Source organism: Microcystis sp. CS-574, assembly GCF_028329095.1.
GTDB lineage: Bacteria > Cyanobacteriota > Cyanobacteriia > Cyanobacteriales > Microcystaceae > Microcystis > Microcystis ichthyoblabe_A.
This window is the reverse complement of record NZ_JAQMSY010000226.1, coordinates 1-4,309: the sequence shown is the minus strand read 5'-3', so window position 1 is coordinate 4,309 and position 4,309 is coordinate 1. Positions and strand designations below refer to the sequence as shown.

The window sequence follows — 4,309 nt, the reverse complement described above, 5'->3', positions numbered from 1 at the left end:
TTTCTTAACAATTTTTGCAGTAAGCACTCCAACCCTTATCCTGACTTGATTTCAGTTTTTTCTTTGTCAGTAAGGGTGTCAACAAGGAATATTACAAATTGTTAACCGAGTCTTGAAAGCCTTGTGCTACAAAGGTTTGAAATGTTAAGAAAGATGTGACTAAAGGACAGCTTATTAAGGGGGGACTAAGGGGGGATCGGCACCCCCCTTATCAAGGGGGGGGGATCGAACCTAAAATCCATTTTTAATTTAATTATAACCAGCTACTTAGTTTTATCATACTGGTTTCCCCGTCCCTAACTGGCAGCCGAATAACATTTTTGTACTACTTTTCCCACATATATTTAAATCTAGGGTTGATCTAGCCTATGCTAAGAAGAGGGGGATTAAAATCGCTCCTAGACTTTAATTGCAAATTTAGGATACTGCACAGATGGGCAATCTATTTGATGATGTTAGTCGCTTTCTTGAAACCCAACTGGAAGAATTTCTCAAAAGTCATCCCCAATTAGAATTACAGGCGCTGGTGGAACAACTGCGCGAACAGGAGCGCGATACGGCTAAACTGATTAGCGCTCTAGAAAATGAGCGTCAACGTCTCGAACAGCAAATTTTGGCCACTGCCCAAGATATCCAAACTTGGCACGCTAGAATTGATAAGGCTAAGGCTGCTGGACGGCAGGACTTGGTTAAGGCTGCCAGTGAACGCGAGGCGGCTCTATTTCGTCAGGGTAATCAACTTTGGGGACGGATGGAAGGGGTGAAAAAACGTCTGACTCAATCCCAAGAGTTACTGCAACAGGTCCAACAACGTCGTCAAGAAGTGCAAATTAAAGCCGAAAAAGCCCCTAAAAATCAGTCGCGTGACTGGGAAACCACTTTTTGGGATCAACCCCAAGAATCGGACTATCAGCGCTCGAACTACGATAATCTCGATCTAAAATTTAAAGAATGGGAAATGGAAGAAGAATTGAAAAAATTAAAGCGAGAAATGGGACGATAATTACTGTTAAGTATCTAAGCACAATTAATTACACATCTAAGCCACTACTCCGTCAGACTTCTGCTGTGAGTAAACAGTGAACTGAAAACTCAAATCCGATCCCTAATAGCTGTATCCCGTCTCCTGTCTCGACTAGGAAATTAATTTTGCACGACTACTTAATTCATGATCCCTTTTTACCTTTGACTTCCTGCCAAGTGTTACCGACTCCCTGTAAAACCCCACGAATTACTAAACCAATACCCCTACCGATAACTTGGATAAGGATATAGACTACTCCATTACCCACCACCCGAAAAAAAGCGCGTAAACGAGGGGATAAAGAGTCTCTTAATTCTAAGGCGATCGAAACTAACCAGGGTATGCCTGTTAAACTGTTTAATTCTTCCTGTCGGGGGGAATAAATGGCTAGAGATTGGATTTCTCCATCGCTATAGTGAAATAATTGATATTGACTTTCAAAGATATCTTTAGGTTCTTGCCAGTATTGTTGCCGTCGGTATTTCCAAGATAATTCATTGCGGATTTTAGCTAATTTTCTGGCGATGAGAAATTCTGACCGGTAAAGTTTTTGTTTGATTCTTTCCGATTCCGAGAAGTTATTGAGAATAATTACCGTCACCGCATTGGCAATATTATGAATGAGATTTTGCAGGATAATTTCGGCTCTGGCGATAGTTTCAGGAGCATTAGCTCGGTATTCTACTCCGTCAATAGTTAAACTATTTTCGTACACTAAATAGGAAAATAAGTCAAGAGTAAAAGGAATTTTATTGAGGATTTCTATTTGAATTGCCTCTCTTTCTTCCAGAATAATTTCGTTAAGTTTGCCTTTACTAATTTCGTCATAAACCGAGGCATTAATTTCTAAAAATTTACGCGTAACTTTCTCCCAGATATCGTAAATAATCAGATTTAAGCGACTGGTTAATTCCCCGCTGCTAACCTGTAAATATCTCATTTCATCGACATTTTTACGAATTTCATCGAGAACTAAATATAATAATTCCCGTTGCCGATTATCCTGTAAAACATCAATTTCAAAACTAATCTTTGTTCTATTAATTAAAGGCGATCGAATGACTGCTAAAGTGGACTCAAAAACCGCCGAAACACAGAGGGGACGCTCGCGGCTTAAAATTGGTAATTCCCGATCGATATTGTTAATTATTACCGAGGGTGTCGCTGAAGCTGAATTGTAATAGCTACCTTCCAAGGGAATTAGTTTTCTCACTAGCCATAGGGCTGCTAAAAGTTCTCGTTTTCTTCCCTGCCAATAAAAGCGATCAAAGCCGGATAAAGACTGTTGATTGAGATGGAGATCAATTAAATGTAATTCACTTTCGATGCGATTTAATCCCGTTCTTCCGGCAGCGATTAACCAATGGCTAGGAGCTAAACTTGCACGGGTAGCAATGGTGAGAGGGGAAGGGACAACATCGTGGGATTCATCCCGGGAAATTTGCCCTAAAATAGTGATAAATTGCTCTAGGTTTGTGCCTTTGGGAATATAACCGGCGATGCCTAATTCTCTGGCGATTAGTTGCTGTCGGGAGTCGAGAGGAAAGGTTAATAGAACAATTTTACTTTCGGGATAGCGAGAGTGGAGAATTTCACAGTAAGACCAATCAAAGAGAGGATCAATAATAATAATTTCGGGGGCCGGATTAAGAGTCAAGGCGAAAATTGTTTCTAAATCCCCTTCGGTGACGATACTAATATTTTCTATCTGCGACAAGGCCTGCACCAGACCCAAGCGGAAAATCGGGTCATTATCGATGATAATTAGGGTGAGAGGGCGATCGATCACAAGAGTTGCAGCCTGTCAACGGATACTATTCACAGGGTCAATTATACAGTGATCTGGCTCATTTGTTTTGTTTATAGCCATAGAAATCGATGCGATAATCGGTAATTTTTACCCCCGTCGATGACAAGGCCTGCACCAGACCTAAGCGGAAAATCGGGTCATTATCGATGATAATTAGGGTGAGAGGGCGATCGATCACAAGAGTTGCAGCCTGTCAACGGATACTATTCACAGGGCCAATTATACAGTTATCTGGCTCATTTATTTTGTTTATAGCCATAGAAATCGATGCGATAATCGGTAATTTTTACCCCCGTCGATGCCTCGACCTGTTTAATTAATTCCGGGGGAAGTTGGATATGCACATCGATGATTTCTTGACTGTCCAGACAATTGACGTGACTGTGGGAGTCGCTGATGTTGCCGTAAAGTCTGCCGTCCCAGCGTTCCACAGATTCGATAATGCCTTGACCCGATAGAGCCTCTAGGTTTTGGTACACTGAGGTATGACCGATGTTCTTTCCTTGCAGATTGAGACGATCATAAATTTCTCTCGCTGATAGGTGTTCCTGCGCTTGCCACAGCAATTCTAAAATATAGCGACGCTGACGACTAACCCGCATTCCTAAAGTTTGACACCTTTCGATCGCATCTTCTAAACACCGGATCGGTTTTTGTTTTACCTCCAAATTGTCCATAGTTGTATCCGTTGACCTCCGCCCTAATACATAGTCATTACCAGTTTAGCTTAGTCTTTCGATCGATGTCCACATTGCGCCAGTTTTTAGCCCCTCTTACGGCGGTTATCTCATACTAAATCCTGTTTAAAAAGTATAGGAGATTAGGGAGAAGGGAGAGGAGTTTGAGCATTTCTACTAAAATTCTCGACCTGCACAATTCTGGTTTTAAGTCAATAGCCTTTACAAAACTTCAAAAATTGCAACATAAAAAAATCTCATCACTGTCGGCTTTTTTTGGGCAAGAGAATCAACACAGTCCCCTGATTGTCTTGGTTTTCCGTTGATTTAAAGTTTAATGCTCAAACTAAGCCCACAGCATACCACGATCATACCATATTATTAAATCTAGGCAACCCCGATTTACAGCTAAATTTTGGCAAATTCTGGGAAAATCAAAATCTTGTAACTTACTTGTTACATTGAACTAATCGCCCCAAATATTTAAATATTTTAATTATTTACCTTAAATTTATAATTTTTACTTATTCTTGAAGGCTGATTAACTAGGGTTGGGCAAAAAAGCTTGTAAGCTCTATTTAAAGTCAGTCGAATCGCTTAGTATCGGGAGACAGATGTGACTTGTATAACTGAACTTCCCCCATACATATATACTATAATAGCCGAAAACCCTTATCCATCAATGGATACACCCCTTAACTTTTCTTGATGTACCCATGTAATTTGTGACATTTCTTAATGGACAAGAATTCTCTCTATTTGCTAGAATGATAGCCATGTATATAGAAAAAGTTCCTA

Annotated in this window: 4 protein-coding genes; 1 reads left to right on the top strand and 3 read right to left on the bottom strand. The window is 40.3% G+C overall.

All coding sequences use genetic code 11. The annotated features are described in order from the left end of the window. The first annotated feature begins 433 nt into the window (after positions 1-433). Positions 434-1,003 (top strand): TIGR04376 family protein, encoded by a 570-nt coding sequence (locus PN470_RS18445; protein ID WP_002782823.1) that lies wholly within the window; start codon positions 434-436, stop codon positions 1,001-1,003. A gap of 163 nt (positions 1,004-1,166) precedes the next feature. On the opposite strand, the gene PN470_RS18440 is transcribed toward PN470_RS18445, so the two are convergent. From PN470_RS18440 to PN470_RS18430, 3 genes are read right to left on the bottom strand one after another with little or no spacing between them, the layout of a single operon-like run. Then, positions 1,167-2,813, bottom strand: a complete 1,647-nt coding sequence (locus PN470_RS18440; RefSeq protein ID WP_272104916.1) for a DUF3685 domain-containing protein — start codon at positions 2,811-2,813, stop codon at positions 1,167-1,169. A 58-nt stretch (positions 2,814-2,871) separates the two neighbouring features. Next, the gene (locus tag PN470_RS18435; RefSeq protein ID WP_272104915.1) at positions 2,872-3,012 is read right to left on the bottom strand and encodes a hypothetical protein; all 141 of its coding nucleotides are present in this window, start codon (positions 3,010-3,012) and stop codon (positions 2,872-2,874) included. 58 nt (positions 3,013-3,070) lie between these two features. Further along, a complete protein-coding gene (locus PN470_RS18430; RefSeq protein WP_046661902.1) occupies positions 3,071-3,511 on the bottom strand; it encodes a Fur family transcriptional regulator in 441 nt (146 codons plus the stop codon). Between the last annotated feature and the right edge of the window lie 798 nt (positions 3,512-4,309).

Bases quoted from the DNA above. Each gene is read 5' to 3' on its own strand.
- PN470_RS18445 (WP_002782823.1), top strand. From the start codon at position 434: ATGGGCAATCTATTTGATGATGTTAGTCGCTTTCTTGAAACCCAACTG.
- PN470_RS18430 (WP_046661902.1), bottom strand. From the start codon at position 3,511: ATGGACAATTTGGAGGTAAAACAAAAACCGATCCGGTGTTTAGAAGAT.